This window comes from Pseudoselenomonas caprae, from assembly GCF_008271345.1.
Lineage (GTDB): Bacteria > Bacillota > Negativicutes > Selenomonadales > Selenomonadaceae > Selenomonas_A > Selenomonas_A caprae.
Genome location: NZ_VTOZ01000004.1, coordinates 12,420 through 38,011 on the forward strand (window position 1 = coordinate 12,420; position 25,592 = coordinate 38,011).

30 protein-coding genes are annotated in these 25,592 nt (G+C 56.6%); all 30 read left to right on the plus strand.

What is annotated here, in order from left to right:
- The first annotated feature begins 77 nt into the window (after nt 1-77).
- Nucleotides 78-329: an IreB family regulatory phosphoprotein gene (locus FZ041_RS02585; protein ID WP_075427953.1), complete on the plus strand. Its 252-nt coding sequence runs from the start codon at nt 78-80 to the stop codon at nt 327-329.
- Entirely contained in the window at nt 330-746 is a 417-nt protein-coding gene (gene ruvX / locus FZ041_RS02590) for a Holliday junction resolvase RuvX (protein WP_075427954.1), read from the plus strand. It begins immediately after the preceding gene.
- 78 nt (nt 747-824) lie between these two features.
- Entirely contained in the window at nt 825-1,145 is a 321-nt protein-coding gene (locus FZ041_RS02595; protein ID WP_075442567.1) for a DUF1292 domain-containing protein, read from the plus strand.
- Nucleotides 1,146-1,216: 71 nt separating this feature from the next.
- On the plus strand, nt 1,217-2,329 hold the full coding sequence (mltG, locus tag FZ041_RS02600; protein WP_149188411.1) for an endolytic transglycosylase MltG: 1,113 nt from the start codon (nt 1,217-1,219) through the stop codon (nt 2,327-2,329).
- A 32-nt stretch (nt 2,330-2,361) separates the two neighbouring features.
- Complete coding sequence (locus FZ041_RS02605; RefSeq protein WP_255449206.1) at nt 2,362-2,985, plus strand: O-methyltransferase; 624 nt, start codon at nt 2,362-2,364, stop codon at nt 2,983-2,985.
- 19 nt (nt 2,986-3,004) lie between these two features.
- On the plus strand, nt 3,005-4,237 hold the full coding sequence (locus FZ041_RS02610) for a peptidase U32 family protein (RefSeq protein ID WP_187626284.1): 1,233 nt from the start codon (nt 3,005-3,007) through the stop codon (nt 4,235-4,237).
- Nucleotides 4,238-4,334: 97 nt separating this feature from the next.
- Nucleotides 4,335-4,610, plus strand: coding sequence for an acylphosphatase (locus tag FZ041_RS02615; protein ID WP_075442564.1), 276 nt, complete (start codon nt 4,335-4,337; stop codon nt 4,608-4,610).
- 14 nt (nt 4,611-4,624) lie between these two features.
- Nucleotides 4,625-5,062: a type II 3-dehydroquinate dehydratase gene (aroQ, locus tag FZ041_RS02620; RefSeq protein ID WP_075442563.1), complete on the plus strand. Its 438-nt coding sequence runs from the start codon at nt 4,625-4,627 to the stop codon at nt 5,060-5,062.
- 37 nt (nt 5,063-5,099) lie between these two features.
- Nucleotides 5,100-6,170 (plus strand): M24 family metallopeptidase, encoded by a 1,071-nt coding sequence (locus tag FZ041_RS02625; protein WP_075442562.1) that lies wholly within the window; start codon nt 5,100-5,102, stop codon nt 6,168-6,170.
- Nucleotides 6,171-6,281: 111 nt separating this feature from the next.
- Nucleotides 6,282-6,839, plus strand: coding sequence for an elongation factor P (gene efp, locus FZ041_RS02630; RefSeq protein ID WP_075427962.1), 558 nt, complete (start codon nt 6,282-6,284; stop codon nt 6,837-6,839).
- A gap of 185 nt (nt 6,840-7,024) precedes the next feature.
- A complete protein-coding gene (locus FZ041_RS02635) occupies nt 7,025-7,423 on the plus strand; it encodes an Asp23/Gls24 family envelope stress response protein (RefSeq protein WP_143092105.1) in 399 nt (132 codons plus the stop codon).
- Between the two features lie 14 nt (nt 7,424-7,437).
- Nucleotides 7,438-8,007 carry an alkaline shock response membrane anchor protein AmaP gene (gene amaP, locus FZ041_RS02640; RefSeq protein ID WP_075442560.1) on the plus strand — a complete coding sequence of 190 codons (570 nt, stop codon included), beginning with the start codon at nt 7,438-7,440 and terminating at the stop codon, nt 8,005-8,007.
- An 18-nt stretch (nt 8,008-8,025) separates the two neighbouring features.
- Nucleotides 8,026-8,271 (plus strand): DUF2273 domain-containing protein, encoded by a 246-nt coding sequence (locus FZ041_RS02645; RefSeq protein ID WP_075442559.1) that lies wholly within the window; start codon nt 8,026-8,028, stop codon nt 8,269-8,271.
- 24 nt (nt 8,272-8,295) lie between these two features.
- Entirely contained in the window at nt 8,296-8,727 is a 432-nt protein-coding gene (gene nusB / locus FZ041_RS02650) for a transcription antitermination factor NusB (protein WP_075442558.1), read from the plus strand.
- Nucleotides 8,728-8,790: 63 nt separating this feature from the next.
- A complete protein-coding gene (gene xseA / locus FZ041_RS02655; RefSeq protein WP_149188413.1) occupies nt 8,791-10,020 on the plus strand; it encodes an exodeoxyribonuclease VII large subunit in 1,230 nt (409 codons plus the stop codon).
- Nucleotide 10,021: 1 nt separating this feature from the next.
- Nucleotides 10,022-10,261, plus strand: coding sequence for an exodeoxyribonuclease VII small subunit (gene xseB, locus FZ041_RS02660; protein WP_075442556.1), 240 nt, complete (start codon nt 10,022-10,024; stop codon nt 10,259-10,261).
- Between the two features lie 4 nt (nt 10,262-10,265).
- The gene (locus FZ041_RS02665; RefSeq protein ID WP_075442555.1) at nt 10,266-11,147 is read left to right on the plus strand and encodes a polyprenyl synthetase family protein; all 882 of its coding nucleotides are present in this window, start codon (nt 10,266-10,268) and stop codon (nt 11,145-11,147) included.
- Nucleotides 11,148-11,162: 15 nt separating this feature from the next.
- A complete protein-coding gene (dxs, locus tag FZ041_RS02670; RefSeq protein ID WP_149188414.1) occupies nt 11,163-13,049 on the plus strand; it encodes a 1-deoxy-D-xylulose-5-phosphate synthase in 1,887 nt (628 codons plus the stop codon).
- Complete coding sequence (locus FZ041_RS02675; protein WP_075442553.1) at nt 13,049-13,858, plus strand: TlyA family RNA methyltransferase; 810 nt, start codon at nt 13,049-13,051, stop codon at nt 13,856-13,858. Before dxs ends, FZ041_RS02675 begins: the two co-directional genes overlap by 1 nt.
- Nucleotides 13,859-13,869: 11 nt before the next feature.
- Nucleotides 13,870-14,721: an NAD(+)/NADH kinase gene (locus tag FZ041_RS02680; RefSeq protein WP_149188415.1), complete on the plus strand. Its 852-nt coding sequence runs from the start codon at nt 13,870-13,872 to the stop codon at nt 14,719-14,721.
- 27 nt (nt 14,722-14,748) lie between these two features.
- Nucleotides 14,749-15,201, plus strand: coding sequence for an arginine repressor (argR, locus tag FZ041_RS02685; protein ID WP_075442551.1), 453 nt, complete (start codon nt 14,749-14,751; stop codon nt 15,199-15,201).
- 28 nt (nt 15,202-15,229) lie between these two features.
- On the plus strand, nt 15,230-16,939 hold the full coding sequence (gene recN, locus FZ041_RS02690; RefSeq protein WP_075442550.1) for a DNA repair protein RecN: 1,710 nt from the start codon (nt 15,230-15,232) through the stop codon (nt 16,937-16,939).
- 92 nt (nt 16,940-17,031) lie between these two features.
- Nucleotides 17,032-17,394: a hypothetical protein gene (locus FZ041_RS02695; RefSeq protein ID WP_075442549.1), complete on the plus strand. Its 363-nt coding sequence runs from the start codon at nt 17,032-17,034 to the stop codon at nt 17,392-17,394.
- A 107-nt stretch (nt 17,395-17,501) separates the two neighbouring features.
- Entirely contained in the window at nt 17,502-17,981 is a 480-nt protein-coding gene (locus FZ041_RS02700) for a hypothetical protein (RefSeq protein ID WP_149188416.1), read from the plus strand.
- Between the two features lie 71 nt (nt 17,982-18,052).
- Nucleotides 18,053-18,604: an NUDIX domain-containing protein gene (locus tag FZ041_RS02705; RefSeq protein WP_149188417.1), complete on the plus strand. Its 552-nt coding sequence runs from the start codon at nt 18,053-18,055 to the stop codon at nt 18,602-18,604.
- 25 nt (nt 18,605-18,629) lie between these two features.
- On the plus strand, nt 18,630-19,256 hold the full coding sequence (locus tag FZ041_RS02710; RefSeq protein ID WP_075442546.1) for a site-2 protease family protein: 627 nt from the start codon (nt 18,630-18,632) through the stop codon (nt 19,254-19,256).
- A gap of 15 nt (nt 19,257-19,271) precedes the next feature.
- Entirely contained in the window at nt 19,272-19,997 is a 726-nt protein-coding gene (locus FZ041_RS02715) for a segregation and condensation protein A (protein ID WP_149188418.1), read from the plus strand.
- The gene (gene scpB / locus FZ041_RS02720) at nt 19,990-20,652 is read left to right on the plus strand and encodes an SMC-Scp complex subunit ScpB (RefSeq protein WP_149188419.1); all 663 of its coding nucleotides are present in this window, start codon (nt 19,990-19,992) and stop codon (nt 20,650-20,652) included. The genes FZ041_RS02715 and scpB overlap by 8 nt, the downstream gene beginning before the upstream one ends.
- A gap of 11 nt (nt 20,653-20,663) precedes the next feature.
- Complete coding sequence (locus tag FZ041_RS02725) at nt 20,664-23,147, plus strand: U32 family peptidase (RefSeq protein ID WP_255449207.1); 2,484 nt, start codon at nt 20,664-20,666, stop codon at nt 23,145-23,147.
- Between the two features lie 3 nt (nt 23,148-23,150).
- Complete coding sequence (locus FZ041_RS02730) at nt 23,151-25,529, plus strand: endonuclease MutS2 (RefSeq protein WP_149188421.1); 2,379 nt, start codon at nt 23,151-23,153, stop codon at nt 25,527-25,529.
- The last annotated feature ends 63 nt before the right edge of the window (nt 25,530-25,592 follow it).

The following is a 25,592-nucleotide window of genomic DNA, read 5'->3' on the forward strand; positions in this document are numbered from 1 at the left end:
TTCAGAATATTTCTAGGAAATGCGGATAGAATATGATACAATAGATAGAGCGAAAACATATTCGGGAGGAATCAGCTATGGTCAGCGAAGAAACGATGATGTTTAAATTCGGCAATGATGAGAACAAGGCAGCGACGATTATCCGCAATGCCTGCCAGGCGATGGAGGAAAAGGGCTACAATCCTATCAATCAGCTGGTCGGCTACCTGCTGTCAGGTGACCCGGCGTATGTGACGAGCCATAACGATGCCCGCAGCCAGATCCGCAAGCTGGAGCGTGATGAGCTGCTCGAAGAGTTGGTAAGAGCGTATTTGGAGAAGAATAAGTAAATGAAACGTTATATGTCGCTGGATATTGGCGACCGTACAATCGGCATAGCGGTGAGCGATCTTTTGGGCCTCACTGCGCAGGGGGTCGAGACGATCCGTCGCCGCAAGGAAGAAGATGATTTGAAGCGACTGGGTGAGCTTATGGAGCAGTATGAGACGAAGTCGCTGGTTTCGGGGCTGCCCAAGAACATGGACGGCACCGAGGGTGACCGCTGCAGCATCGTCAAGGAATTCATGGCCAAGGTCAAGGAGACGTATCCGGACGTCGAAGTGGTGTTTTGGGATGAACGCCTGTCGACTGTTGCGGCTACGCGTTCTCTGATCGAAGCCGATGTCTCCCGCAAGAAGCGCAAGAAGGTCATCGATAAGATGGCGGCGGTCTTCATCCTGCAGGGCTATCTGGACAGCTTGCGCTGATGGCGGCTTTTGCTTGACAAATTTTCTTGGAATAAGCTAAAATGCTTTTAGACAAAATTACTATGAGAGGTGACTCAAATGGCAGATAAAGAGAAAGACATGAACGAAGACGGCGTTGTGGTTGTCATGACGGACGATCAGGGCAATGAATACTACTACGAAGAAGAGATGATCATCCCGGTGGGCGATCAGAAGTATGCATTGCTTGTCGGCCTGCACAACGATGAGCATGAACATGGCTGCGGCTGCGGCTGTGAAGACGGTGACGAGGATGTGCTGATTGCGAAGATCGTTGTCGACGAGAATGGCGAAGAGGAATACATTGAGCCGACGGACGAAGAGTTTCTGGCGGTTCAGGAAGCTTATAACGCTTTGGTTGACGAAGCAGAGCAGGAGTAAATCCTGTTGCGGGGCTGCCATCCAGATGGAGTGGCAGCTTTTTCGCATTTATAAGGAATGGAGATGTTGTTGTGGGAGAGAAGCTCAAAGCGTGGCAGGCAAGCCTCGAAAAGTGGCTGTCAGACCATCAGGAGAGTTTGGACTGGGTAACGGATAAACTGGAGAAGGTCAGTGACAGGATGACCTGGAAACGTTGGGCCGTGGTGAGTGCTGCTGCCCTTGTGGTGCTGCTGGGAAGCTGCATGCTCTTGTTCCAGGGCAAGCCAGCGCCGCGGGCGGCAATGTCCGCCGATCAGGTGATCTATGTGTCGGTCAAGCCGGGCATGGGGGCCAATGAAATCGGCGAAAAACTCGTGCAGCACGGCGTGCTCAGCAGCAAGTGGCCGTTCTGGTGGAAGGTCAAGACCAGCAATGCGGCCAGCTCCTTCAAGACGGGCATGTATGCCATGCATCCTGACATGTCAGCCGAAGAGGTGCTCAACAAACTGGTGGCGGGCGATACGGCCGTCGTGAAGTTCACGATCCCCGAGGGCTTTGGCATCAAGGAGATCGCGAAGCGTCTGGCCGATGAAGGCCTGGTCGATGAGCAGGAGTTCCTGCGCAAGGCCAAGACGTATGCGCCCTATGACTACATCGAGCGCAAGCCTGAGATCCGTTATGCCTGCGAGGGCTTCCTGTTCCCGGACACCTATGAGCTCCATGAGGAGGCTACGCCGGAGTCTATCATGAAGATGATGGCTGAGGACTTCGACACGCGGATGACGCCGAAGCTCAGGGCTCGGGCGGAGGAGATGGACCTTACGATCTTTGAGGTCATAACGCTGGCTTCGCTGGTGGAGAAAGAGGCGCTTTATGCGGAAGACCGGCCCATCATCGCCCAAGTATTCTTCAAGCGCCTGAAGCTCGGCATGCCGCTGCAGTCCGATACGACGCTGCAATATCTGCTGGATGCGCCGAAGGAAGACGTGACCATCAAGGATACGAAGATCGAGTCGCCGTACAATACCTACCAGCACCGCGGCCTGCCGCCGGGACCGATCGCAAGCCCTGGCATGGCGGCCATCAAGGCGGTGCTCTACCCGGCGGATACGGATTATCTGTACTTTGTAGCCGACCGCAAGGGCCACAACCATTATTCGACGAATTATGCCGATCATCAGATCCTGGTCGATCAGGTGCGTTGACCGGTCAATGGGACTAGACAGTAGGAGTTATCTTGGAAGCGATAGAAAATTTATTGGCGGAAATGGAACAATATGCGCAGGAGAACCATGTGCCGATCATCAACGAGCGGGGACGTGCAGCTTTTTTGCGTGTGCTGGAGGAGTGCCGGCCGCGGCGTGTCCTTGAGATAGGCACAGCCATTGGCTATTCCGCCCTGCAGATTGCACATCATGGTGCAGAGGACGTAACAATCACGACATTGGAGCTGAGTACTGACCGGTCAAAGACTGCTCAGGCATATATTGACCGGTCAATATACGCAGAGCGCATCCATATCCACACCGGCGATGCGGCAGAGCTGCTGACAAGTGCTGCGCCGCAGGCAGCACCGTATGATTTCGTGTTCATCGATGCGGCCAAGGGCCAGTATCTGGACTATCTGCGCAAGGTCGAGCCGCTGCTGGCAGACGAGGCTGTCATCCTGGCAGACAATGTGCTGTTCCGCGGCTATGTGCGGTCGGCAGAAAAGCCGCCGCGCCGTTTCCGCACCATTGTCAAGCGATTGCGTGAGTACATCCGGGTGGTGACGGAGACGCCGGGCTATGCGACGGAAATCCTGGAGAACGGCGATGGCCTGGCGGTAACGCGCTACCAGCGGCTGCAGAAAATAGATTGATTTAGGAGGAATCCTGTTTATGATAAAGAAGCCAGAGCTTTTGGCACCGGCGGGAACATTGGAAAAACTGAAAATGGCGATACTCTATGGCGCTGATGCCGTCTATCTGGGCGGCAAGGCCTTTGGCCTCCGAGCCTTCGGCGGCAATTTCACGCGCGAGGAGCTCAAGGAGGCGGTGGAGTTCGCCCATGCGCGGGGGCGCAAGGTCTATGTGACGGTCAATATCTTTCCGCACAACAGCGATCTTGTTGGGCTGCCAGATTACTTGAAGTATCTGGACGTGATCAAGGTCGATGCCCTGCTTGTGGCTGATTTGGGCGTGTTTATGATGTGCCGTGAGCTCATCCCGGAGATGGAGCTCCACATCAGCACCCAGGCCAACAACACGAACTGGGCGACGGTGAATGCCTGGAAAAAACTAGGCGCCAAACGCGTCGTGCTGGCTCGCGAGATGTCACTGGCAGAGATCCGTGAAATCCGCGAGAAATGTGATGTGGATCTCGAGATGTTCATGCATGGTGCCATGTGCATCTCGTATTCGGGCCGCTGCCTGCTGTCGAACTACTTCACGGGCCGCGATTCGAACCGCGGCAGCTGCGCGCAGTCCTGCCGCTGGAAGTATGCACTGGTCGAGGAGACAAGGCCCGGGCAGTATTTCCCGATTGCTGAGGATGAACGTGGCACGTATATCATGAACTCGAAGGATATGTGCCTGATGCCGAATATCCGCGATGTCATCGAGAGCGGGGTGGACAGCCTCAAAATCGAAGGCCGCATGAAGAGCGTCCATTATGCTGCCAGCGTCGTCAAGGCGTACCGCCTGGCTATCGACGCGTACTTTGCTGACCCCGAGCATTTCGAGGTGCAGCAGATGTGGCTCGATGAGCTGGAGAAGGTATCGCACCGCACGTATACGACGGGGTTCTACTACCATCAGCCGACCGCTGACGATCAGATCTATGGCAAGACCTCGTACGACCAGACCTCGGAATTCGTCGGGCTGGTGCGTTCCTATAATGCGGCAACGGGCTGGGCGGTGGTCGAGCAGCGGAACAACATGAAGCTCGGCCAGGAGATTGAGGTCTTCCAACCGACGGGACCGCTTTACCGCCAGAAAATCACGGCGATGAAAAATGCTGATGGCGAGAGCATTGACGTTGCGCCGCATCCGCAGATGATGCTGTCCATGAAGATGGAGCAGCCGGTGGAACCGTATACGATCCTGCGCCGTGACGTTACACAAATGAAATGATGTATCATATTTTCTGATTTGTATTGTAAATTCTAATCATACCGTGCTATGATTAGGATGAAGTTGTTTATAATGAATTGGGAAAGTGGTGTTGATTATGGCTATTCGTTATTTTGGTACCGCTGCCGGCCAGGTACAGGGTGTCGGCTTCCGTATGTTCGTACAGCAGCATGCTATGGAGCTCGGCATTACTGGCTGGGTGAAGAACATGGACGATGGGACAGTCACGATGGAACTCCAGGGCGAGGCTGAGGCAATCGACAAGCTGGAGCAGATCATCCGCGCTGGCAACTACTTTATCCGGGTGCAGAGCTTTGCGCTGGAAACGCGCGACGTCGTGCCCGATGAAAAACGCTTTGACGTCCGCTACTGATGGGAGGAACATGCATGGCAAAAGTTCTCGTACTGAATGGCCCGAATCTCAACCTTTTGGGCACGCGTGAGCCGGAAATCTACGGCAGCACGACGCTCAAGGATATCGAAACCATGATGGCAGAGCGCGCGCAAGCGGCAGGCATCGCCATTGATTTCTACCAGTCCAATCACGAAGGCCGCCTGGTCGACAAGATACAGGAAGCCAATCACAACTACGATTACATCATTTTCAATGCCGCGGCGTTCACGCATTATAGCATTGCGCTGCGTGATGCTGTCGCTGCCATCGATGTGCCGCTTATCGAGGTACATATCTCCAATATCCACAAGCGCGAGGAATTCCGCCATCAGTCGGTACTGGCGCCAGTGGCTATGGGGCAGATCTGCGGGCTCGGCATCGAGAGCTATATGGCAGCGCTGGAGGCAATCATCTATAAGCTGCAGAAGTAATATCCCTATGTAAGACTGAACCAGGAGTTGACCTTTTATGAAACAGAGCCGTTTAGAGGCTATCCGTGCCCTTATGTCGGAGCATCAGCTGGATGCTATCGTGGTGACGAAGTATGTGAACCTGCATTATTTCAGCGGGTTCCGCGGCGACGATACGACGCTGGTGATTTCGCGCGATGAGGCTATGCTGATCACCGACAACCGCTATACGGAACAGGCGGCGCAGCAGGCACCGCTGTTCACGATCGTCGAGCAGGAGAACGGGCTGCTGGCAAAGACGGCTGAGTGCATCAAGAAAATCGGCGCGAAGAAGATCGGCTTTGAAGGCAATGCCATGATCTATGATGATTTTGTCACGCTGACCAAGCTGCTGGACGGCTGTGAGTTCACAACGGCAGTGGTGCTCGACGATCTGCGCCAGATCAAGGATGCTGAGGAGATTGCCAATATCCGCAAGGCCTGCGAGATCGCCGACATCGGCTTCAAGGATATCCTGACCTACGTGCGTCCGGGAATGACGGAAGTGCAGGTAGCGGCGCATCTGGAGAACTGCATGCGCGAAAATGGCTCGGAGGGGCCGTCGTTCACGACCATCATGGCCTCGGGCATCCGCGGCGTGCTGCCGCACGGCATCGCCACCGACAAGGTCATCGCTGAGGGCGAGTTCCTGACAATGGACTATGGTGCCATCTATGCCGGCTATGATTCGGATATCACGCGCACCATCTGCATCGGTCATGCAGATGAAAAGCAGCGCCGCATCTATGGGGCTGTGCTGGAGTCACAGAAGCTGGCGCTGACGAAAATCAAGCCGGGCGTTTCCGGCAAGTCCGTCCATATGGCGGTACAGGACAATCTGGCCCGCTATGACCTCAAGCAGTATTTCGGCCATGGCCTTGGTCACAGCTTGGGCCTTGAGATCCATGAGAATCCGCGCATGTCGCTGAAGCGTGACGATATCCTGCAGGAGAACATGCTGATCACCGACGAGCCGGGGGTCTACATTCCAGGCTGGGGCGGTCTGCGCATCGAGGACACGGTATTGGTCACGAAAGATGGCTGTGAGCCGCTGACGAAAGCGGATAAAGAACTCATCGAAGTCATATAATCCGCGAGAAGATAGCAGCGAGCCCTTTTCAAAAGGCTGAAAATATGCTATCATTAATTCGTTACATTGAAAACAAATGCTTAAAAGGCAATAATTGGAGGGCGTAAGTTAATGATTAATAGTACTGATTTCCGCACGGGTCTCACGATCGAGATTGATGGTGGCGTTTGGCAGATTGTCGATTTCCAGCATGTAAAGCCGGGTAAAGGCGCTGCTTTCGTCCGCACGAAGATCAAGAACGTTGAGACGGGTGCTGTTGTTGAGCGCACGTTCAACCCGAACGAGAAGATGCCGGCAGCACACCTCGAGACGCAGAACATGCAGTTCCTCTATGAGGCTGATGGCATGTACACGTTCATGAACACGGAATCGTATGAGCAGGTTGAGCTCAACAAAGAGCAGCTTGGCGATGCCCTGAACTACCTCATGGAGAACATGGAAGTTTCCATCCAGACGTTCAAAGGCCGTATCATCGGCATCCAGCTCCCGAACTCCGTCAACCTCAAGGTCATTGAGTGCGAGCCGAGCGTCAAAGGCAACACGGCTACGGGTGCTACGAAGATGGCTAAGGTTGAGACGGGCTATGAGGTCCGTGTACCGCTGTTCATCAACGAGGGTGAAGTACTGCGCATCGATACGCGCACGGGTAACTACATCGAGCGTGCATAATTGGTAAATTATGATGCCTAAGACTGCCGCATCATCAGAGGTATGGTGCGGCAGTTTTTTCACGATTTTCAGGCAATTATTTCCGAATTGGCAGGAATCTTGGCGCCTCTTCGCGAAAGTATATGTTATGGTATAAATATACGTTTCAATGCGAGTGTTTTCGTACAGTATTGGAGGGGTTCGTAATGGAGAAGGAAAAAGAAATTCAGAAGAATGGTTCGTTAGGTGCTATCCGCATTGCTGATGAAGTCGTCAGCATCATTGCTGGTCTGGCCGCTACGGAAGTAGAAGGCATCGCCGGCATGAGCGGTGGCATTGCTGGCGGTATCGCTGAAATGCTTGGCCGTAAGAACTTCGCCAAGGGTGTGAAGGTCGAGGTCGGGGAGAAAGAAGCGGCTGTCGATCTCTATATCATTGTCAAATACGGTGTCCGCATCCCTGATATCGCTTTGGCAGCACAGGAGAATGTCAAGCAGGCCATCGAGACGATGACGGGGCTTACTGTCGTGGAAGTCAACGTTCATGTACAGGGCGTGAGCTTCCCGCAGGATGAAGAGAGAACCGATGAGGTACGTGTCCGTTAAAAGAGGTTGATGGTATGGGAATAATCAATCGATTCCTGTTGCTGTTGCTTTCGCTGGCGGCGGCGGCCCTGTCACTGGCTGTCATCGGGGCAGCGCTTGGGCAGCTGCCGGAAACGGTCTGGCTGGCGGAGCTTCGCTATGCGCTGACCCGTCAGGAGACGCTGGCAGGTGCCGGAGTTGCTTTCTTGATCAGCCTGAAGCTGCTGGGGCAGGTCTTTGCCGGCAAGAAGGAGCAGAGCACGAGCAAGGGCGAATACGTCATTGCCAGCGGCCCGAATGGCGAAGTGCGCGTAGCACTCGACGCCGTGCGGAACTTTGTGGACCGTCTGGCGCGTGAGACCCATGGGGTCCACGACGTGCGGGTCAAGGTCCAGGCGAAGAACCATAAGGATGGGGCATCGCTGGCGGTGGCACTCAGCCTGACAGTTGGCCGTGAGGCCGATATCCCGAAGCTCTCTGCGCAGCTTGCGCAGCACATCCAGCAGCAGCTGGCGCAGTCCATGGAACTGTCCGAGGTGCCGGTTGATATCGTAGTGGCTGATATATCGGATAAACAGCCAGCCAGGAAACATCGTGTGGTTTAAGGCGGTGACGCACAGCTGATGAAAGAAGAACTGAGAGAAACTGCCGAGGCACTCTGGCAGCAGCATCGCGGCAAGACGGTGGGGACGATCCTTGGCATCGTACTGGGCATAGCCATCCTATGCTTTGGCTTCTGGTGTACGGTGTTTGTCCTTTGCTGCGGGTTGGTTGGCCTGTTTGTCGGTTCGCAGATGGATCAGGGCGAGGATATCCTGGGATCGCTCAGCGAGCGTTTCTTCCAGCTGACGAATCATTTTCGGAACTAAAAAGAGATAAGAGGAAGGTAAGTAATGAGTCGTAGACAAGCAAGGGAAGCAGCCCTGCAGGCGCTGTTCCAGTTAGATTTGAATCAGGCTGAGACGGAAGAGCAGCAAGGGATGTATGAGACCTTGGCTATTGATACCGCACTGAGTGAGGCCGAGAAGATGTCTGCTCATGATCGTTCGTATGTGCAGACATTGGTACAGGGCACGCGCGCGAATCTCGCAGCTATTGATGCTTTGATCTCCGAGAGCTCGAAGGATTGGAAGATCGAGCGCATGGCTGCCGTTGACCGTAATCTGGTTCGCATGGCTATCTTCGAGATCAAGTTCTCGGAGGAGAAGCTCACGCCAAATATCGCAATCAACGAGGCTGTGGAACTGGCGAAGAAGTACGGTACAGATGATTCCAGCCGCTATGTCAATGGAATCCTGGGTGCGATGATGAAGATCGCGCATTGATGAATGAAACTGCCAGCCCCGGATTTTTCGGGCTGGCTTTTTCGTATGTTTGGAGGGAATATCTTGGCAATCCATTCTGTCAGTCAGGTCAATAAGTTCATAAAGGGCATGTTCGACCGGGAGCAACTGCTGCGTGGCATCATGGTGCGCGGCGAGATCTCGAATTTCAAGTGCTATCCCTCCGGGCATTGTTACTTTACGCTGAAAGATGCGAATAGCTCGCTCAAATGCGTGATGTTCCGCAGCCGGGCGCAGAACCTGCGCTTCCAGCCGGTCAATGGGCTCAAGGCCGTGGCGGCGGGCTCGATATCCGTCTATGAGCGCGATGGCGCTTACCAGCTGTATGTGGATTCGCTGGCACCTGAGGGGACTGGCGACCTGGCGCTGGCCTTTGAGCAGCTCAAGGTAAAGCTGACCGAGGAAGGTTTGTTTGCCGCTGAGCATAAAAAGGCGCTGCCGGAGTTTCCGCGCAAGATCGGCGTGGTGACCTCATCGGCTGGTGCGGTCCTGCGCGATATCTATCATGTGGCGAAGCACCGCTGGCCTGCGGTGCAGCTTGTCCTGCGGCCGGTGCAGGTGCAGGGCGAGGGAGCGGCTGCACAGGTGGCAGAGGCAATCCGGTTCTTCAATGAAAGCTATCCTGTCGATGTTCTGATCGTCGGGCGCGGTGGCGGCTCGATGGAGGATCTGTGGGCCTTCAATGAGGAATGCGTGGTGCGGGCGGTTTACGCATCACGTATCCCTGTGATTTCCGCTGTCGGGCATGAGACGGATTTCACCCTGGCGGATTTTGCGGCTGACGTCCGTGCGGCTACGCCATCCAATGCAGCGGAGCTCGCGGTGCCCGATCGCGCGGATCTGCAGCGCCATGTTGCCGGGCTTATGACCAGGCTGTCGACGCAGGCCCATAAGGGCATCGAGAGCCGCCGACTGCGTTTGGCTGCTTTACTGCGCAGCCGTGTGCTGCAAGAGCCGCAGACGCTGCTGGCTGAGCGGAGGCAGCGTCTGGATGCCGCGCTGCGGCAGCTCTGCCAGCTGGCGCAGCAGGCCGTGGTGGATAAGCGCCATGCGGTGAGTCTGGCGCTGGAAAAGCTGGATGGCATGAATCCTGCCCGGGTACTGCAGCGCGGCTATGTGGCAGCTGAGAAAGACGGACAGCTTGTCACGCGGGCTGCGCAGCTTCGCCCTCATGACCGCTTGTCTCTGGTCTTGCAGGATGGCCGCGTGGCTGTGGAAGTCATGGACAAGGCAGTGAAGGCGGAAAAGCCCCGGACGCGAAAGGAAGGAAAGTAAGATGCCAAGAAAAAAGGAATTATCTTTTGAAGAATCGCTGGCAAAGCTTGAGCAGATTGTCGCGCAGATGGAGGCGGGCGACAGCAGCCTGCAGGAGCTCATGGCAAACTATACCGAGGGGGTCCAGCTCGGCAGCAGCTGCATGGCTGCACTGGACCGCGCCGAGAAGACGATGGATCTCTTGGTGAGCGAGAGCAATGGGAAGATTCAGGAACAAGAATTGCAGATAGAGGGAGAGTAATACGATGAAGTTCAAGGAACTCTGGCAGGAAAGACAGCAGTTGGTAGAGGCGGCACTCACGGCTGAACTCAATAAGGAAACGCCGGTTGACAAGACGCTGACGGAATCGATGGAGTACAGTTTGATGGCAGGCGGCAAGCGCCTGCGTCCGGTGCTCTTGATGGCTGCTGCTGATGCGCTGGGCGCAGATGGCACGAAGTTCATCAAGACGGGCTGTGCCATCGAGATGATCCATACCTACTCTCTAATCCACGATGATCTGCCGGCTATGGATGATGACGATTACCGCCGCGGCAAGCTCACGAACCATAAGGTCTATGGTGCTGGTATGGCGACTTTGGCTGGCGATGCACTGCTGACGCTGGCGTTCGAAGTCATGCTGCGCCAGCCGGGAGCTGATGCGCAGACGCTCGTGCAGGTGGTGCGCGAGATGAGCACGGCTGCTGGTCCCGATGGCATGGTGGGCGGTCAGGCACTCGATATGGAGTCTGAGGACAAGCGCATCGATATGGAGACGCTGCGTCGCATGCACATGGGCAAGACCGGAGCGCTCTTCCGTGCGGCTATCCGCAGCGGTGCTATCCTGGCCGGTGCCAGCGCAGAGCAGCTGGCAGCTTTGACGGAGTATGCCGATAAATTCGGCCTGGCTTTCCAGATCACCGATGATATCCTCGATGTGGTCGGCGATGAAGCCCTGATCGGCAAACCGGTCGGCAGCGATGAGAAGAACCACAAATCGACATATGTTACGCTGACCTCGCTGGCTGAGGCCCGCAAGCTGGCCCAGGATACGGTGGCAGAGGCTGTGGCTGCCCTGGCGATATTCGGCCCTGAGGCTGATTTCCTGCGTGATCTTGTGAACTACCTCGTTGACCGCAATAAATAATTGGGAGTGCTTGGGATGAATGCATATCCATTGTTGGAAAAAATAGATAGTCCGGATGATATCAAGAAATACAGCCTGTCGGAACTCGAGGAACTGGCGCGTGAGCTGCGCGGGTTCATCGTCGATACGGTTGCGGCTAACGGCGGCCACCTGGCTCCAAGCCTCGGTACGGTCGAGCTGACGCTGGCACTGTTCAGCGTCTTCCGTTTCCCGCAGGACAAGCTGATCTGGGACGTGGGCCATCAGGCTTATTCGCATAAGATCCTCACGGGGCGCCGCGATCGTTTCCATACCCTGCGCCAGCTCGGCGGGATCACGGGGTTCCCGAACCGCTCGGAGTCGAAGTATGATGCCTTTGGTGTCGGTCACGCCAGCACCTCGATCTCGGCTGCGCTGGGCATGGCCATCTCGCGTGACCTCTGCGGGCGCCGCAATGAAGTCATAGCTGTCATCGGCGATGGTGCGCTGACAGGGGGCGAGGCCTTCGAGGCTCTGAACCAGGCGGGGGATTTGGGCAAGAAGCTCATCGTTATCCTCAACGACAATGAGATGTCGATCGACAAGAACGTCGGTGGCATGAGCGAATACTTGTCGCGCATCCGGCTCGATCCGCAGTATAACCGCGCCAAGAAGGATGTCGGGAACCTGTTGATGAGTATCCCGCATATCGGCGACAAGGCATACCGTACGGCTCGCATCGTCAAGGACAGCGTGCGGTCGGCACTGGTGCCTGGCAGTGTATTCGAGGAGATCGGCTTCCATTATATCGGGCCGGTTGACGGCCATAATCTGAGCCTGCTGCAGGATATCCTTGGCCGGGCCAGACAGATGGACGGGCCGGTGCTCATCCATATCCATACGAAGAAGGGCAAGGGGTATCTGCCGGCAGAGCAGCAGCCCAATAAATTCCATGGCATCGGTGTTTTCGACCGCAAGACGGGAGAATGCCCTAAAAAGCAGGGAGCTCCGAGCTATACTTCCGTATTCAGCAAGGCGCTGATCGAGCTGGCTGAGAAGGATACAGACCTCACGGCCATCACGGCGGCCATGCCGTCGGGCACGGGCCTCAAGGCTTTTGGCGAAGTGTATCCGGCGCGGTTCTTTGACGTCGGCATTGCCGAGGAGCATGCAGTGACCTTGGCGGCTGGGATGGCTGCGGATGGGCGCCATCCTGTCGTGACGCTGTACTCGACGTTTGCGCAGCGTGCCTACGATCAGCTCATGCACGATGTGTGCCTGCAGAACCTGCCCGTGACGCTCTGTCTCGACCGTGCAGGTCTTGTCGGTGCTGACGGTCCGACGCATCACGGTGCTTTTGACTTGTCATATCTGCGCCATATGCCGAATATGACGGTATTCGTGCCGAAGGATGAGGCCGAGCTCCGCGATATGCTGGCGACAGCGGTTAAGATGGATTCGCCGTCGGCTGTCCGCTATCCGCGTGGTGCCGGCCTGGGCGTACCGCTCAGCGAGACTTTCCACGACATTCCCATCGGCAAGGCAGAGGTGCTGGCCGAAACGGCTGAGGGACAGGCAGCATTGCTGGCTGTCGGCTCGATGGTGCACCGGGCACAGCAGGCTGCGGCGATCCTCGGCGAAGCGGGGATTGCGGTCAGTGTTGTCAACATGCGCTTCGTCAAGCCGCTGGATACGGCAGTCATCGATGCGATGGCTGCTGGGCACAGCTTGCTGGTGACCCTGGAGGAAAACGCGCTGGCTGGCGGTTTCGGCTCGGCTGTGGCGGAGTATCTCATGGACAGTGGCCTTGCAGCCAAGACGCAGCTCTTGCGCCTCGGCCTGCCGGATCGCTTCATTGAGCAGGGCAAGCCTGCTGAGCTTTTGGAGCTCTGCGGGCTGCAGCCAGAACAGATTGCAGCAACAGTAAAGGAACGATTGAAATAATGGCAAAACAACGATTGGATGTGCTTCTGGTCGAACGCGGCCTGGCGGGCAGCCGGGAGCGGGCCAAGCGCATGATTATGGCCGGCGAGGTGCTCGTCGACAACCAGAAGGTCGATAAAGCTGGGGCAACGGTAAAGCCTGAGGCTGAAATCCGCTTGCTCGGCAATGATATCCCCTATGTCAGCCGTGGCGGCTTGAAGCTCGAGAAGGCTATGCAGGAATTCGGCGTGCCCATCGAGGGCCGCAGCTGTGCCGATATCGGTGCGTCGACAGGCGGCTTTACCGACTGCATGCTGCAGAATGGCGCAGTGCGCGTCTATGCTATCGATGTCGGCTATGGCCAGCTGGCCTGGAAGCTCCGCACCGATGAACGCGTCGTCAACATGGAACGCACGAATATCCGCAATGTGACGCCGGAGGATATCGGGCAGCTGCTCGACTTTGCTTCCATCGATGTGGCGTTCATCTCGCTGACGAAGGTGCTGCCGGTGGCGTTCACGCTGCTCAAGGAAGATGGCGAGCTCGTGGCGCTGATCAAGCCGCAGTTTGAGGCTGGCCGTGAGTTTGTGGGCAAGAAGGGCGTCGTCCGTGAGCCGTCGGTGCATGAGGACGTCATCCGCAAGGTGACCGGTTTTGCCCGTGAGCTGGGGTTTGTGCCGATGGCCTTGACTTTCTCGCCGGTCAAGGGGCCGGAGGGCAACATTGAATATCTTATCCGTTTGACAAAGGATAAGTCTCAGCAGGATACGGTGACGGAAGAGCGTCTGGCTGCCGTGGTTGCTGAGGCCCATGGTGCGCTGGATAAATAAGGAGCTTGCTGATGCTGACCATAGCTGTTTTTCCCAACGTGAATAAGCCGCAATCCCCGGAGGTGCTCAGAAGGATCTTTGCGTTCTACCGGGACAAGGATGTGCGCCTTATCCTGCCAATCGATGAATCGCGCTTCTTTGACATGGAAGAATACGGTGTGCCGGATATCGAAAAGATACCGGCAGATCTTGCCCTGAGCTTAGGCGGCGACGGGACGCTGCTGGGTGTCTGCCGCCGCTATGGTGCCATGGCTGTGCCGGTCTGCGGGGTCAACATCGGCACGCTGGGATTCATGGCAGATATCGAGCTCTCCGAGCTGGAGACCAAGCTGCAGAAAATCCTTGCTGGCGATTACCGCATCGAGCACCGCCTGCTGCTGGCTGGCTTTGTGCGCTCCCATGGCAAGGAGCGTTTCCTCGGCCATGCCATCAACGATGTGGTTGTGACCAAGGGCGGTGTCGCCCGCATGCTGCATCTGGGGCTCAGCATCAACGATTCGCATCTGATCGACTACAAGGCCGATGGTGTCATCGTGTCATCGCCGACCGGATCGACTGCGTATTCCTTATCGGCAGGCGGGCCTATCATGAATCCGACGATCCGGGCTTTGCTAGTGACGCCCATCTGTGCGCATACCTTCAACATGCGCCCGTTGGTCGTGGGTGAGGAAGATGTGGTGCGCATCGAGATTGCGGCCATCCATCAGGACATCATCGTCACGTTCGACGGGCAGGAGAGCTTCCGGCTGCTGCCAGGGGATGAGGTCATGGTCATGAAGTCGAACGTGCAGGCAGGGATCGTGAAATTTGATGACAAGGACTATTATCAGATCTTGCGGACCAAGCTATGGAAAGACGTTTAATCATAGAGAATTGAGAGGTGTTGGCGGATGAAAAGTATACGACACGCTGTAATAAAAGACATAATTGATGCTCAGGTCATCGAGACGCAGGAGGAACTGGCTGCGGCTCTGCGCGAGCGCCGGATCCAGGTGACACAGGCCACTGTTTCCCGTGACATCAAGGAGCTCATGCTCATCAAGGTGCCGTCGGGAGATGGGCGGTACCGCTACGCCTCCCCGATGCAGAATACGCTGCTCTTCACGGAGGAGCGCATGCGCCGTCTGTTCGCTGACACGGTGACCGACTGTGATTACAGCGAGAATCTCATCGTCGTCAAGACATTGCCGGGCGGCGCAAGCACGGTGGCGTCAGCCCTCGACCACGCGAACTGGAGCGAGGTCATCGGTACCTTGGCTGGCGATGACACCATCCTCGTCATCATCAAGCCCAAAGAGGCGACCGAGAAAATCCTCAAGCGCCTGCAGGAGTATTTGAAATGATTCATCGTAGACAAAGGAGATCTTTCCCATGCTGAAGTCATTGACCGTTTGGAATTTTGCTTTGCTGGAGCATGTCCAAGTGGAATTTGGGGCAGGCCTTAACATCCTGACAGGCGAGACGGGTGCCGGCAAATCCATCCTGATCGATTCGCTCGGGGCCATCCTCGGGCAGCGCATCTCGGCGAGTGCCATCCGCACGGGATGCGAGTGGCTGCGCGTCGAGGCGGTGTTCACGCTGGAGGATGAGGCCCTGGGGCTGCATGAGCTGCTGGCCCAGCAGGCAATCGATGATTCGGAGGGCATGCTGATCATCACGCGGCAGGTGACGCGCGGGGGCCGCAGCATGGTGCTGGTCAATGGCTGCCATGTGACGCTGGCCGTGCTCAAGGCAATCGGTGCGTATCTGGTCGATATCCACGGGCAGAATGAGAACCTGGCACTGCTGAAGGAGGAGAGCCAGTTCTCGCTGCTCGACCATTACGACGCCGATCTGGCTGAGGCGCTGGCGGCCTACCGGCATGTCTATGAGGAGTGGCGTGCCTGCTGCCGCCAGTATGCGGAGAAGGAGCAGGCTGCGCGCGAATACGCCCAGCGCCTTGACATGCTGCGCTGGCAGGACAATGAGATTGCAACGGCGCAGCTCAAGGAGAACGAAGACGAGGAGCTTGAGGCAGAGATCCGCAAGCTGTCCCATGCGGAAAAGATCGCCGGCTATGTGGAGGAGTCGTACAATCTGCTTGCGAGCGGCTCCAAGGAGGGCGTAGGTGTCCTGGCGGCATTAGCGCGGGTCAAGAAGGATCTGCAGGATATGAGCCGCTATGATTCGTCGCTGGCCAATGCCCAGAAGATGGTTGAGGAAGCGGTCATTTCCCTGCAGGAGGCTTCGTATGAGCTTCGGGATTACGGGGAGACGCTGGAATTCAGTCCGGAGCGGCTCAACAAACTGCAAAGCCGCATGGATGTGATCTACCGTCTGCGCAAGAAATATGGTGCGACGATCGCCGATGTGCTCGCGCATCAACAGAAGGTGCAGCAGGAGCTGAGTGCCATCGAGAATTACGATGACGATATGGCAGAGCGCAAGGCAAGGATCGCAGCCCTCGAAGCGGAGCTGACGCAGAAAGCCCAGACGCTTACGCAGCTTCGCAACCGTGCGGCTGGCGAGCTGTCGGCCGCCATCGGCGGACAGCTCGCGGCACTGGGCATGCCAAAGGCGGTGTTCCGCATCGAGGTATCGGCTGCTGCTGGCTTCCAGGCTAACGGTGCCGACGATGTGGCCATGTACTTCTCGGCCAATCCCGGCGAAGCAGAGCAGCCGCTGCAGAAGGTGGCTTCGGGCGGTGAGCTCTCGCGCATCGCGCTGGCGATCAAGGCTGTGGCCGCAGCCAGGGATTCGTCGGTGCCGAGTATGGTGTTCGACGAGATCGATACCGGCATCGGCGGCCGGACTGCGCAGATGGTGGCCGAGCGCATCGCGCTGGTCGCGCGCTTCAAGCAGGTACTGTGCATCACCCACCTGCCGCAGATCGCCTGCATGGCGGATGTGCATCTCTATATCTCCAAGGCTACGGCAGGGGACTCGACGGTCACTCAGGTGCGGCAGCTCTCGGAGCGCGAGCGTATCAGCGAGATTGCCCGCATGGCTTCGGGCGCTGATATGACGGCAGCTTCGCTGGATAATGCGAAGGAGATGGTCAGCCATGCAAAGATACGTAAGGAATCCTTAGAAAAAAATTAATTTCTTGCAGGATTTTTATAAGAGAAAGAGAATATTAGTAATCGGAATACGTGACATTGTGTTTTAGTTTTTGTTGGAAGGAGGGGAAAATCATGGAAAAACAATATGGCAAGATCACTGTATTGGAATCGACTGGCCGCAAGGATCAGTTCGGCAGCGAGTATTACTGGTGCCGTTGCGCCTGTGGCAATTTCACGATTTTTTCCCAGGAAGAACTTGAAAGTGGGTTTATCGAAGACTGTGGCTGCAGTGCGACGAAAGCTGCATCACAGGCAGAGGAAAAACTGGCTGTCAATGCAACGGCTGCTGCCGCTGCACCTGCGGAAAAGAAGCCTCGCCAGAAAAAGGTGTTTGTCGAATCGTTTGCCTCACGATGGTGTGGGCTCGATGGCATCGCTACGAATCCGAAGCATATCCGTCCCTGGCCCGAGGTGAAACGCCGCAGACGTTCATGAAAACTACACAGTCAATTTCGGATAAAGCGCTCCATTGCGGTTGCAATGGAGTGTTTTTATTTGTATACTAAAAGGCAGTAATGATTTTTGTACGAGGAGTTTTTTTGATGCTTGGTATTCAATGTTATGCGATTTTCTGGCTGCTGATCAGCGGCTATGCGCTGCAGACCTTGATGGCGCATACGGGGCCGGCAGCTGATGAGGAAGAGCGCCAGATCTGGAAAGATGAGATGGAATCGATGGGCAAGTTCATGTCGGCCAAGAGCATCGGCAAGACGTTCCTGGTGATGTCGGTCGTGCTCTTGCTCATCGATGTCATGGGCTTTGTGCTGACCTATCAGTATGCGGAGATGCGTCCGTGGCAGCTCGTGGTGTTCTACCTGGTCGCTGCGGCACTGTTCATCGACTCGCTGGTGGACTTCGTGCGCATGCGCAAGCTCATGCGTGCCAAAGAGCCCGATGAAGTGGTGGCCTGCATGTCGCAATATGTCGAGGGGACTTCGTCGTGGAATAGTGTGGCACTCATCGCTGTGGGCGGCAAATGCCTGCTGGCTGTGGTGCTCGTCCTCTGGACGGTGTTCCGCTGAGACCGGGTGCTTGAAATAAAAGCGAACAGATAGTAGAATAGATAGATATGAAGGTTTGAGGAGGAGTAACGATGGACGAAGAGTTAGTAGAAAAGAAACTGCATGGCGAAGCGATCTTTGATGGCACTTTGCTGCATGTCAGACGGGATACTGTGGAATTGCCGAATGGCAATCAAGCTACGCGCGAGTTCATCGAACATCCTGGAGCATCGTCTGTCATACCGGTCTTTCCTAACGGCGATATCATCCTGGTCAAGCAGTACCGTTATCCGATCGGGCGCGTGACACTGGAGGTGCCAGCTGGCAAGCTCGATGCCCCCGACGAAGATCCGCTTTATTGTGCGCAGCGTGAGCTCTCTGAGGAAACGGGCTATGAGGCAGCGCATATGGAAAAGCTCACGACGATTGCGACGACGGTCGGCTTCTCGAATGAGTACATCCACATGTACAAGGCCGAGGGGCTCACGCCGGGACCGCAGCATCCCGACGAGGATGAGTTCATCAATGTGGTAAGGCTGCCGCTTGATGAGGCAGTTGCGATGGTGCTCGATGGCCGCATTTACGATGCTAAATCCGTATCATCGATCCTGATGCTTGAGCGTCAGAGAAACGGGAATAAATAAGATAACCTTGCTAGGGAGGTAGACAATGTTTGATTTCAACCTGTTGCAGATCGTAGCTGGTCTGCCGGGACTTATTATCGCGATGGTCATCCATGAATACGCACATGCACAGGTGGCCGTCTGGCTCGGAGATTTCACGCCGCGCATGATGGGGCGTCTGACGCTGAATCCTAAGGCGCATATCGATCCGCTCGGCATGCTGGCACTTTTCCTGGTGCATTTCGGCTGGGCGAAGCCGGTTATGATCAATCCGCACAACTTCAAGCAGCCGCGCCGTGACGATATCCTGGTCTCGCTGGCTGGCCCGGGAGCAAATCTCTTGATGGCTTTTCTGGCGCTGGTGGCCTTGGTGCTCCTGAGCCGTGTCGGCGTCCATATAACCGAGGGCATCTACTGGGTATTCATGCTGATTGTCGAGTACAATATCGGCTTTGCGATTTTCAATTTGCTGCCGCTGCCGCCGCTTGACGGCTCGCATGTGCTCAAGCAGCTTCTGCCGCGCGATCTTGCCTATCAGTTTGCCAGCCTTGAGCGCTACAGCTTCCTGATTTTGATTTTGCTCCTGATGACGCCGGTCCTCAGCATGATCCTGATTCCGATGCGCGGGGCGGTTCTCGAAGTTTTCCGTACGTTGCTGGGCATCCTTTTCTAAGGGCAGCGGCTGGCTATGGAAGATTACAAGATAAAGATTGATGCCTTTGAAGGTCCGATGGACCTTCTTATGCATCTTATCGAGAAAAACAAGATTGACATCTATGACATCCCGATTGCGGAACTCACGCGTCAATATCTGGCGTATCTGGACCGCTTTCGGGAATTTAACATGGAAATCGCCAGCTCGTTTCTCGTCATGGCCGCAACGCTCTTGCAGATCAAGTCGCGGATGATGCTGCCAAAACCGGAGAAACCTGCGGACGAGGCCGAAGAAGATCCGCGCTTCGAGCTCGTGCAGCGCATCCTTGAGTACCGCAAGTTCAAGCAGGTCAGCACCGTGCTTGGTGACATGGCTGGCATCCAGGAGCGGTTTGTCAGCCGTGAGCCGATGGACTTGCCGGTGCACCATCTGCCCCCAGGCAACCTGTCGCTCAGGATGCTGGTGGAGGCCTTCCATACCGTGCTGTCGGTCAAGGAGGAGCTTTCGATCCCGAAGGCGCTCGTCACACCGGAGGCCTTCAGCATCAAGGACAAGATGGCTGATATCTTGTCGCTGCTGGAGCGCAGCCGTGGGCGGCTGCTGTTTTCGGAGGCCTTCGAGACGGGCACGCGCAGCGAGCTGATCGTGACGTTCCTCGCACTGCTGGAGCTCATGAAGCTCAAGACCGTGACGGTGAAGCAGCAGCGGGCATTTGCGGAAATCTATATTTGTATCCGGGAGGAAGAACAACATGCCTGAAACGGCAGAACGGATTGAAATATCACAGCTGGGTGTATTGGAGGCTGTGCTCTTTGCCGCGGGCAATCCCATAACGGCGGCGGAACTGGCACGTATCCTGCAGCTCGATGTGCTCGGTACCCAGAACCTCGTGGCTGAGCTCAAAAGCGAACTGGACCGCCGCCATAGCGGCTTGACGATTCGGCAGGTGGCTGGCGGCTATCAGCTGGCCACGCGGCCGGAGGCCTTTGCTATCGTCGAGCGCTTGAGCGAGGTGGTGGACCGCAAGATCTCTGCGCCGACGATGGAGACGCTTTCGATCGTAGCCTTCAAGCAGCCAATCACCAAGGCGGAAATCGAGCAGATCCGCGGAGTGCGCGTGGAACGTGCCTTGCAGAAGCTGCTGGAGCTGGAGCTCATCGCCGAGGTGGGGCGCAAGAATGTGCTGGGACGGCCCATCCTCTATGGGACGACGGAGACTTTCCTGCGCTGCTTCGGCATCAATACGCTGGAGGACTTGCCGGAACTGCCGACGACAGAGGAAGCAGCCGCAGGGCTCGACGCTGAGCAGATGGAGCTCTTCCAGGAAGTGCAGCAGCTGCAGAGCCAGAACGATGCGGATACGGAAGAACAGGAAGCGCCGATGGCACACGACGATATGCCACCGGCTGAATGATACAGGAGGAAATGGATTTGGTAGAATTACTGGCACCTGCTGGCAGCCGTGAAGCGCTCACAGCTGCCGTGGAGAGCGGGGCAAATGCCGTATACCTGGCGGGCAGCATGTTTGGTGCCCGCGCTTATGCGAATAATTTTGATGAGGATGGCCTGCGCGAGGCCATCCGTTTTGCACACTTACGGGGTGTGCTCATAAACGTGACGGTCAATACGATCGTGAGCGATGAGGAGCTGCCGGCTATCAAGGATTATCTGCGGTTCCTTGCGGATGCAGGCGCCGATGCCATCCTCGTGCAGGATCTGGGGGTTGCCAAGCTGGCCCGTGAGATTGTGCCGCAGCTGCCACTGCATGCGAGCACGCAGATGACGGTGCACAGCCTCGAAGGTGTGCTGGCTTTGCAGAAGCTCGGCTTTACGCGAGTCGTCCTGTCTCGCGAGCTGTCCCTCAAGGAGATTCGTCATATCTGTGCGAACTGCGAGGTAGAGATCGAGGTTTTCATGCATGGGGCTCTTTGCGTCTGCTATTCGGGACAATGCCTGATGAGCAGCATGATCGGTGGCCGCAGCGGCAATCGTGGCCGCTGTGCCCAGCCTTGCCGCCTGCCGTATACGCTGGTCAATGAAAAAGGCGAGGATGTGCTGGGGGACAAAGCTGGAAGTTATCTGCTTTCGCCGCGTGATCTCAATACGATCGACGTCATTCCCGAGCTTATCGATGCCGGTGTCGCCTCGCTCAAGATCGAAGGCCGCATGAAACGGCCGGAGTACGTTGCGACGGTTGTCGGCACGTACCGGCAGGCCATCGATACGTATTATGCTGGTGCGGGGTATAAGGTCGCAGATGAGGCGCGTGATAATCTCGCCCAGATTTTCAACCGCGACTTTACGACGGCATACCTTTTGGACCGGCCGGGCAAAAACATGATGAGCGACCGCCGTCCCAATAACCGCGGCTTGCTGATTGGCCGCGTAACGTCTTATGACTGGGACAGACGCGTGGTGACGGTCAAGCTCAGCGGCCGGTTGGCCCTGGGCGATCAGGTCGATTTCTGGGTCAAGGTCGGCGGCCGGGTAACGGCTACGATTTACGAACTTACAGATGCCAAAGGCAATAGCATTGCCTTTGGGCAGGCCGGGGATACGGTCGCCTTTTCCATCCCGTCGGCGGTGCGCGATCATGACCGCGTGTTCAAGGTCTATGATGCCGCGCTGATGGAAAAGGGCAAGGCGATGTACACGGCGGGGGCGCCGGTGCGCCGTATCCCGATTGCGGTCCGCGTAACAGCTGCCATCGGCAAACCGCTGACAATCGAGCTCGATGACGGCAAGGGGCATATCGCCAGCGCGGCTACGGCGTTTATCGGCGAACCGGCACGCAAGCGGCCGCTGTCAGAAGAGGTCGTGCGCAAGCAAGTCGAGCGCTTGGGCACATCGGTCTATGCGCTCAGCCAGCTCAAGGTCAGCATCGAGGGCGATGTCATGGTGCCGATGAGCGAGATCAATGAAGCGCGCCGCCAGGCTGTCGAGCAGCTTGATGCGCTGCGGCTGGCAGAGTTTGCGTTCCCGCCGCGCAAGTTCGCTGCACTTGCTGAGCCGCGCCCGCTGCCGGAGACCAAAGCGCAGCTTATGGCCGCTGTCGATACGTTGGAAAAGATGAAGGCCGCTATCGAAGGCGGTGCCGATGGTATTTTATTCGGTGGCGAATCCTATGAGCATCGGACAATCGCTTTGACCGATTACGAGGCAGCCTGGCAGCTGGCCAAGGAGGCAGGCATCCGCATCGATTTCAATCTGCCACGCATCATCAAGCAGAATCATCAGAAAGCAGTAGAAAAGCTGCTGCTGGCCTGGCAGCAAACCTGCCGTCCGGCAGCTGTGCATGTGCATAACATTGGCGCTGCGGCGCTTGTCAAGCGGCTGACCGATTTGCCTGTGCATGCCGATTATTCGCTGATTGCGTACAATAAAGCGACGCTGGCATTTCTCAAGGAATATGGCGTTGCGGAGGCGACTTTGTCGCCGGAACTCAGTCTCAAGCAGGTACAGGCGCTGGCAAAAGATGCGCCGCTGCCGCTTACCTGCATCGTGCATGGACGCTTGGAACTCATGGTTTCTGAGTACTGCGTGACGGGCAGCTTCCTTGGCAGTGTGGATAAGGGGGCCTGCAGCCAGCCTTGTACCAAGGGGCATTATGCCCTCAAGGATCGCAAGGAGGCACTGTTCCCGCTCGTGATGGATCAGTACTGTCATATGCATCTTCTGAACAGCAAGAGCCTTTCGATGCTGCCGCATGCGATGAAGTTTGCGCCGCTATCCGTCAGCATGCGCATTGAGGCCCGGGCGATGGCGGCTGACGAGATCCGCCATATCGTCAAGGCCTACCGCAAGGCGATGCGTCTGCCTGCTGATCTCGATGAGGCACAGCAGGCTTGGGTGAAGGACCAGGAAGGCGAAGAGATCACCAGAGGTCACTTTTTCCGGGGAGTGCTTTAAACAATGGAAAATGAATCGTTTAAGATATTAGAATATGAGAAAATCACGGCGATGCTTGAGGAGCGGGCTGGATCAGCGCTGGGCAAGGAAAAGGCCCGGCTGCTCTTCCCAAGCTCGGATATCGCCGAGATTGCTGAATGGCAGCAGGAGACGGATGAGGCCGTGCAGGTCTATGCCATGACAGCGCCGCCGCTCGGCGGCATCCGCGACATCCGCCCGCTGCTCACGAAAGTGGGCAAAGGGGCGGTGCTTGACCTGGCGGAGATGCAGGAGGTCATGAGTACCCTCTATGCGATGCGCAATGTCAAGTATTTCTTCCGCGATCTTGAGGCCGAGGTGCCGATGCTCAAGGAATGGGCTCGTTCGCTGGAGATCCTGGGGCAGCTGGAGCGCAATCTTGGCAACACGATCGATGAGCATGGCAACATGCGCGAAGATGCCAGTGTCGAGCTGCGCCGCATCCGCCGGGAGCTCAAATCGTCGCAGGTGCGCATCAAGGACAAGATCAACAGCATCCTCCACGATGCCGCGTATCAGAAGATGTTCCAGGATGCCATCGTCACGGTGCGTGATGAGCGCTATGTACTGCCGGTCAAGGCCGAGTACCGTGCGCATTTCCCTGGTCTCATCCACGATCAGTCGGCCAGCGGCTCGACGCTCTTCATCGAACCGATGGCCGTGGTGGAGCTCAACAACGATGTCAAGCAGCTGACGCTGGCTGAGCAGCAGGAGGTGCAGCGCATCCTGCGCCAGCTGTCGCAGGAGATCAGCCGCGACAGTGAACCGCTCACGGCCAACTGCGCGATACTTGCCGATATCGACTTTGCGTTTGCCAAGGCGAAGCTCGCCCGGGATATGGAGGCAACACGCCCGCTGCTCAATACGGAAGGGCGGACGGTGCTCAAGAATGCACGTCATCCGCTGATTCCCCGCGATAAGGTCGTGCCGACGAGCATCACGCTGGGGGATGGCTACCGCATGCTGCTCATAACGGGCCCGAATACTGGTGGTAAGACGGTCAGCATGAAGACGCTGGGTCTCATGGTGCTGATGGCGCAGTCAGGCTGCTATCTGCCCGTCGATGCCGATTCGGAGATTGCCGTCTATCAGAATGTCTATGCTGACATCGGCGATGAGCAGAGCATCGAGCAGAGCCTGTCGACATTCTCGGCACATATGACCCATATCGTGCGCATTCTTGACAAGGTTGAAAGCGACGATCTGCTGCTGCTCGACGAGCTTGGGGCCGGTACCGACCCCGAGGAAGGTGCGGCGCTTGCGATGTCCATCCTTGAGCGCCTGCTCGATGTGCGGGCAACGACTGTGGCAACGACGCATTATTCAGAGCTCAAGACCTTTGCCTATACGCGCGAGGGCATCGAGAATGCCTGCGTGGAATTTGACGTCGAGACCCTGCGGCCGACCTATCGCTTGCTCATCGGCATTCCGGGTGCGAGCAATGCCTTTGCCATCAGCCAGCGGCTCGGTCTTTCTGACTCGCTTATCCTGAGGGCTAAGCAGCTGGTCAAGGCTGATCATGCCCAGTTTGAGCATGTCATCAACCAGCTTGAGAATGAGAAGATGATGTATGAGCAGATGAACGCCGATATCCGCGAGCGCCAGCAGCGGGTCACGCAGCTCGAGCGCAAGCTTGAGGATGCGAAGGCGGAGCTCGCGAAGAAGAAGGGCGATATCATCCGCAAGGCCAAGGAGAAGAGTGCCGCGATGATCCGCCAGACGCGGCGTGAGTCCGAGGAAGTCATAAAGGATCTCAAGGAGCAGTTTGATGATCAGGGCATCCGGGCGCGCCAGCAGGCCATCCAGGAAGCGCGGGCCAAAATCAATGAGGCTTCTGACCGTGCACGGCCGGGCATCATGGCGCAGAAAGGCGTCGGCAAGAAGATTGATGTCAAGACGCTGGTGCCGGGCGATGTCATCTATGTCAAAAAGCTTGACCAGAAGGGGACGGTCCTTGAAGTGCAGGGCAAGGAGCTCACAGTGCAGCTCGGCGGCCTGCGGACCAAGGTCAAGGCCTCGGGCTGTACATTCCTTTCCCATGCGGAAAAGGAGAAGGCTCCGGTGGCAACCGGCAGGAAGCGCACGACGCAATCGGGCTCATTCCTGCAGAAGACGCAGAACATCGGCCGCGATATCGATATCCGCGGCATGATGGTCGATGAGGCAGAAGTCGTGCTCGGCAAGTTCATCGATGATGCCGTTATCGCGGGGCTCACGCAGGTGCTTGTCATTCATGGCAAGGGAACGGGCGCACTCCGCAAGGGCGTCCATGAATATTTCAAACATCACCGCAATGTGGCCAAATTCCAATTTGCTGATATCAATGAGGGCGGAACCGGTGCTACCATCGTAGACCTCAAATAAGCAGAAAACAACGATTTGAGCTGTTCATTTCATAGACGATACATTCGATTTGTGATAAAATGA

Bases quoted from the DNA above. Each gene is read 5' to 3' on its own strand.
- FZ041_RS02610 (WP_187626284.1), top strand. From the start codon at position 3,005: ATGATAAAGAAGCCAGAGCTTTTGGCACCGGCGGGAACATTGGAAAAA.
- xseB (WP_075442556.1), top strand. From the start codon at position 10,022: ATGCCAAGAAAAAAGGAATTATCTTTTGAAGAATCGCTGGCAAAGCTT.
- aroQ (WP_075442563.1), top strand. From the start codon at position 4,625: ATGGCAAAAGTTCTCGTACTGAATGGCCCGAATCTCAACCTTTTGGGC.
- FZ041_RS02680 (WP_149188415.1), top strand. From the start codon at position 13,870: ATGCTGACCATAGCTGTTTTTCCCAACGTGAATAAGCCGCAATCCCCG.
- FZ041_RS02595 (WP_075442567.1), top strand. From the start codon at position 825: ATGGCAGATAAAGAGAAAGACATGAACGAAGACGGCGTTGTGGTTGTC.
- efp (WP_075427962.1), top strand. From the start codon at position 6,282: ATGATTAATAGTACTGATTTCCGCACGGGTCTCACGATCGAGATTGAT.
- scpB (WP_149188419.1), top strand. From the start codon at position 19,990: ATGCCTGAAACGGCAGAACGGATTGAAATATCACAGCTGGGTGTATTG.
- FZ041_RS02705 (WP_149188417.1), top strand. From the start codon at position 18,053: ATGGACGAAGAGTTAGTAGAAAAGAAACTGCATGGCGAAGCGATCTTT.
- FZ041_RS02710 (WP_075442546.1), top strand. From the start codon at position 18,630: ATGTTTGATTTCAACCTGTTGCAGATCGTAGCTGGTCTGCCGGGACTT.
- recN (WP_075442550.1), top strand. From the start codon at position 15,230: ATGCTGAAGTCATTGACCGTTTGGAATTTTGCTTTGCTGGAGCATGTC.
- nusB (WP_075442558.1), top strand. From the start codon at position 8,296: ATGAGTCGTAGACAAGCAAGGGAAGCAGCCCTGCAGGCGCTGTTCCAG.
- ruvX (WP_075427954.1), top strand. From the start codon at position 330: ATGAAACGTTATATGTCGCTGGATATTGGCGACCGTACAATCGGCATA.
- FZ041_RS02695 (WP_075442549.1), top strand. From the start codon at position 17,032: ATGGAAAAACAATATGGCAAGATCACTGTATTGGAATCGACTGGCCGC.
- FZ041_RS02665 (WP_075442555.1), top strand. From the start codon at position 10,266: ATGAAGTTCAAGGAACTCTGGCAGGAAAGACAGCAGTTGGTAGAGGCG.
- FZ041_RS02730 (WP_149188421.1), top strand. From the start codon at position 23,151: ATGGAAAATGAATCGTTTAAGATATTAGAATATGAGAAAATCACGGCG.
- FZ041_RS02700 (WP_149188416.1), top strand. From the start codon at position 17,502: ATGCTTGGTATTCAATGTTATGCGATTTTCTGGCTGCTGATCAGCGGC.
- FZ041_RS02675 (WP_075442553.1), top strand. From the start codon at position 13,049: ATGGCAAAACAACGATTGGATGTGCTTCTGGTCGAACGCGGCCTGGCG.
- FZ041_RS02725 (WP_255449207.1), top strand. From the start codon at position 20,664: ATGGATTTGGTAGAATTACTGGCACCTGCTGGCAGCCGTGAAGCGCTC.
- argR (WP_075442551.1), top strand. From the start codon at position 14,749: ATGAAAAGTATACGACACGCTGTAATAAAAGACATAATTGATGCTCAG.
- FZ041_RS02615 (WP_075442564.1), top strand. From the start codon at position 4,335: ATGGCTATTCGTTATTTTGGTACCGCTGCCGGCCAGGTACAGGGTGTC.
- dxs (WP_149188414.1), top strand. From the start codon at position 11,163: ATGAATGCATATCCATTGTTGGAAAAAATAGATAGTCCGGATGATATC.
- FZ041_RS02715 (WP_149188418.1), top strand. From the start codon at position 19,272: ATGGAAGATTACAAGATAAAGATTGATGCCTTTGAAGGTCCGATGGAC.
- FZ041_RS02585 (WP_075427953.1), top strand. From the start codon at position 78: ATGGTCAGCGAAGAAACGATGATGTTTAAATTCGGCAATGATGAGAAC.
- FZ041_RS02625 (WP_075442562.1), top strand. From the start codon at position 5,100: ATGAAACAGAGCCGTTTAGAGGCTATCCGTGCCCTTATGTCGGAGCAT.
- FZ041_RS02645 (WP_075442559.1), top strand. From the start codon at position 8,026: ATGAAAGAAGAACTGAGAGAAACTGCCGAGGCACTCTGGCAGCAGCAT.
- amaP (WP_075442560.1), top strand. From the start codon at position 7,438: ATGGGAATAATCAATCGATTCCTGTTGCTGTTGCTTTCGCTGGCGGCG.
- FZ041_RS02635 (WP_143092105.1), top strand. From the start codon at position 7,025: ATGGAGAAGGAAAAAGAAATTCAGAAGAATGGTTCGTTAGGTGCTATC.